Source organism: Lysinibacillus sp. CNPSo 3705 (assembly GCF_028674935.1).
GTDB lineage: Bacteria > Bacillota > Bacilli > Bacillales_A > Planococcaceae > Lysinibacillus.
On record NZ_JAQZSD010000131.1, the window covers coordinates 1 to 3,694 of the forward strand.

Sequence of the window (3,694 nt, forward strand, 5' to 3'; positions counted from 1 at the left end):
CATTTAACATATTGATAATGATTATCATTATCAATATATATATTATCTCGAACACGCAGAATAAAAAGGGGTATTTTTAATATCCCTTTTTATTTACAAAGTGTTGATAATGATTATCAATTAAAAAGGGGGTTCTACTATCAAAAAGTTATTTTTAGTTTCAATGCTAGTAGCATTATTGTCAATTTTAGTTACACCAAATTTATATGCATCTGCTGCACTTGCAGATGGGAAGTACACAATCAATTATCAAGTGAATAAACCAAATTCTTCATCTGCTTCAATGGCAAATGATTATTTTTTGAAGCCCGGGACAATTATCGTTAAAAATGGCACTCCGGTAATACAGCTGAAGATGAAAAATAGTTCGTGGATGACGAAATTTGAGTCTAGTACAGGTGGTAATAAAGTTATTAGCGAAAATAAGGCTGAGGATACACGTATTGTCCAATTTGCACTTCCATCTTATAAATCACCGACTGCTGTTACTATGAAGGTGGATATTGATGACTTAAATTATCATCATGAATACACTGTAGATTTTGTATGGGATGCGGCGTCATTGAAAAATGAAGATGGTAGTGCAGTGGTAGCCACAAAAGTACAAAGTAATAATAACACGGCTATAAAAACTGGTGAAACAAGTTCTTCAACAGTTAAAGAAAAAGTAACAAATCCTTCGTCAGTTAATGAAAAAGTAGCAAATCCTCAAACAAATGATAATTTTCCACTTGGTATGCTTTTATTGTTCGGTGTTAGTGGATTTATATTACTATTATTAAAAAATGCATGAAGGAAGAAGAAATCATTTAAAATATTTTGAAAGCACCCTCATCCACTACACCTTGGTAGAGGCAGGGTGTTTTTTTTAGGAGTGGATGGACATAAAGAAGATAAAAGATATGAAAGTATATAATAGAATGTTACATATTATAGGGCTATGTAGTATTATTATCATTCTTTCGGCATGCAGTAATTCAATTAGAGAAGATGAAAATAATGTAGAAGAAAAAAATAATGAACGCCATTTAGCCATACAAGATGAAAATCGAATTATTCCAACGACAGTTGCAGCTAGTCAAATTATAGATGCGCTGAATTTAGATGCTATTGCTATTCCTACGACTTTATATGATTTGCCAAAACGATTTGAGGGTTTACCCGAAATCGGTAATCCGATGTCACCAGATATGGAAATTGTAAAATCCTTGAATCCAACAGAAGTTTTTTCAGTGACAACATTGGAGGCAGATTTAAAAAAGATATTCCAGGAAGTAGGTATTCATGCATCGTTTATTAATTTGCAGAGTATTGATAATATGAAAGCTGCCATTGTAGAAATTGGTAAAAAATATGATCGTACTGCTGAGGCTACTAAGCTAGTGTCGGAGCTTGAAGGAAAAATTGCAGCCGTTCGATTGAAAGCGGAATTAAATGAATCACCTAAAGTTTTAATTTTACTAGGTATTCCAGGTAGCTATTTGGTAGCAACAGAAAATTCGTATATTGGAGACTTAGTGAGAATGGCTGGAGGTCAAAACGTGATGAACGGGCAAGAGCCTGAATATTTACCGTCTAATACAGAATTTTTACAACAAAGCAATCCAGATATTATTATTCGACTGTCACATGGGATGCCTGAACAAGTTGTGGAAATGTTTAATGAGGAATTTATTACGAATGATATTTGGAAGCATTTTGACGCAGTGAAAAATGGACGTGTGTATGATTTAAAGGAGCCGCTATTTGGAACAACAGCAACGCTTGCAGTACCTCAAGCACTAGAAGAACTTATTAACATTATGTATCCATAATGAGAAATGTAGAGGACCCAGATGAATAAAATAATAAGTAGTTTTATAGTTGTAAGTATATTACTTTTAGTAGTTATTATATATTCTGCTATTACAGGCTCGGTTAAAATGGATATGATGGAATTTATGAGGGCTTTTTTGGGTGAAGAAAATCAAAATTACACAGTTATTAAAGATTTACGGTTTCCAAGGATTATAGTCGCTTTATTTGCAGGGGCAGCTTTATCAGTTGCCGGCGTATTATTGCAGGCAGTCATGCGTAACCCATTAGCCGATGCAGGTGTAATTGGAATTTCAGCAGGGGCATCATTTGTACAATTACTTGTCATTACATTATTTCCAATGATGTTTTTCTATACGCCGCTATTGGCTTTTTTTGGGGGAGCATTTGCTTGTTTTTTAGTATTTATGTTGTCATGGAAGTCAGGCTTAAATCCTTTGAAAATTATTTTAGTAGGTATTGCTATTAATGCGATGTTTACTGGTTTAACAGAAGCATTTGTTACGATATGTAGCTATATGAATGTTATGGTTGGTGGTGTAGGGGGCTCTAATTTGTCAATGCGTACTTGGAGTGATGTTAGTTTAATATCAATTTATGGTGTGATTGGTTTACTAGCTTCCCTACTACTAGCTTCTTCGTGCAATTTATTGACCTTGCAAGACAAAACGGCAAAGAGTTTAGGCTTTAATGTAACACGTGCACGACTGATTATTGCAGCAATAGCGGTATTACTTGCGGCCATTTCAACTGCTACAGCAGGAGTTATTGCATTTGTCGGGTTATTAATTCCGCATATTTCAAGAAGGTTAGTAGGTTCAGACCATAAATGGTTGATTCCGTTTTCAGCATTAACTGGCGCCTTGCTGATTTTGACTGCGGATACGTTAGGTAGAATATTAGTTTCGCCTTTAGAAATTCCAGCATCAACAATAATGGCTATAATTGGTGGACCGTTCTTAATTTTCTTAATTCGAAAAGATAAGTAAAGAGAGGTGAGTGCTTTGAACGTTTCTCAAATAAAACTATCTTATGATCAGCAGCAAAATCATTTAGATGGGGTTACGACAAGTATTGAAAAGGGGGAAATCACGACGATTATTGGTCCAAATAGTTGTGGTAAATCCACATTATTATTTCACGTAATAATACGCCACAACAGGGGTCAGTAACGTTAGAACAGAAAGATCTAATGGCATACAAGGCAAAGGAATTTGCGAAAAAACTAGTTGCTTATGGACGGGTACCACATCAACAATTGATGAAAAAAATGTTGAAGAAGATGAGGCGGCAGTAAATTGGGCACTTACAGCTACAAATTTAATACAGAAACGTACGTGTAAATTGGATGCATTATCGGGTGGCGAACGTCAGCGTGTTTGGATTGCCATGGCACTTGCTCAAAAATCGTCCATTCTTTGTTTAGATGAGCCAACAACATATTTAGATATTTTTTATCAAATCGAATTATTGGAGTTAGTGAAGAAATTGAACAAAGAAAATGCTTTAACAATTGTTATGGTATTGCACGATATTAATCAAGCAATTAAATATAGTGATCGTATCATTTTGATGAAAGACGGTAAAATAATATGTGAAGGCGCACCTACAGAAACAGTAACAAAGGAACGTATGAACGAAGTATATGGAGTGGAAGTCATTATTCAGACGCATGAAAGTGTTGGTATATGATTCCTGTAAGGATTTAAGGAATTTGGGGCATATTTGAAAATGTCGTTAGCTTTAATCAAGTTAAATTATTAGTAGATAATTGACATGAAAAATTCGCGTGACAAATTTTAACTTTCTTGACAATAATAATGGGTGAGTTATAATAAGTGAGAATGAGAATCATAATCAATTAAAGAGAGTTGTATAC

Annotated in this window: 3 protein-coding genes and 1 pseudogene; all 4 read left to right on the forward strand. The window is 34.4% G+C overall.

Annotation, left to right across the window (positions count from 1 at the left end):
* The first annotated feature begins 139 nt into the window (after nucleotides 1–139).
* The 4 genes and pseudogenes from isdC (at nucleotide 140) to PVA17_RS24470 (ending at nucleotide 3,507) form a co-directional block, all read left to right on the forward strand.
* Nucleotides 140–793 (forward strand): heme uptake protein IsdC, encoded by a 654-nt coding sequence (gene isdC / locus PVA17_RS24455; RefSeq protein ID WP_274069293.1) that lies wholly within the window; start codon nucleotides 140–142, stop codon nucleotides 791–793.
* A 109-nt stretch (nucleotides 794–902) separates the two neighbouring features.
* On the forward strand, nucleotides 903–1,814 hold the full coding sequence (gene isdE, locus PVA17_RS24460; RefSeq protein WP_274069291.1) for a heme ABC transporter substrate-binding protein IsdE: 912 nt from the start codon (nucleotides 903–905) through the stop codon (nucleotides 1,812–1,814).
* 21 nt (nucleotides 1,815–1,835) lie between these two features.
* Nucleotides 1,836–2,804 carry a FecCD family ABC transporter permease gene (locus tag PVA17_RS24465; protein ID WP_274069292.1) on the forward strand — a complete coding sequence of 323 codons (969 nt, stop codon included), beginning with the start codon at nucleotides 1,836–1,838 and terminating at the stop codon, nucleotides 2,802–2,804.
* A gap of 15 nt (nucleotides 2,805–2,819) precedes the next feature.
* A pseudogene (locus tag PVA17_RS24470) lies at nucleotides 2,820–3,507 on the forward strand (ABC transporter ATP-binding protein).
* Nucleotides 3,508–3,694 lie beyond the last annotated feature (187 nt).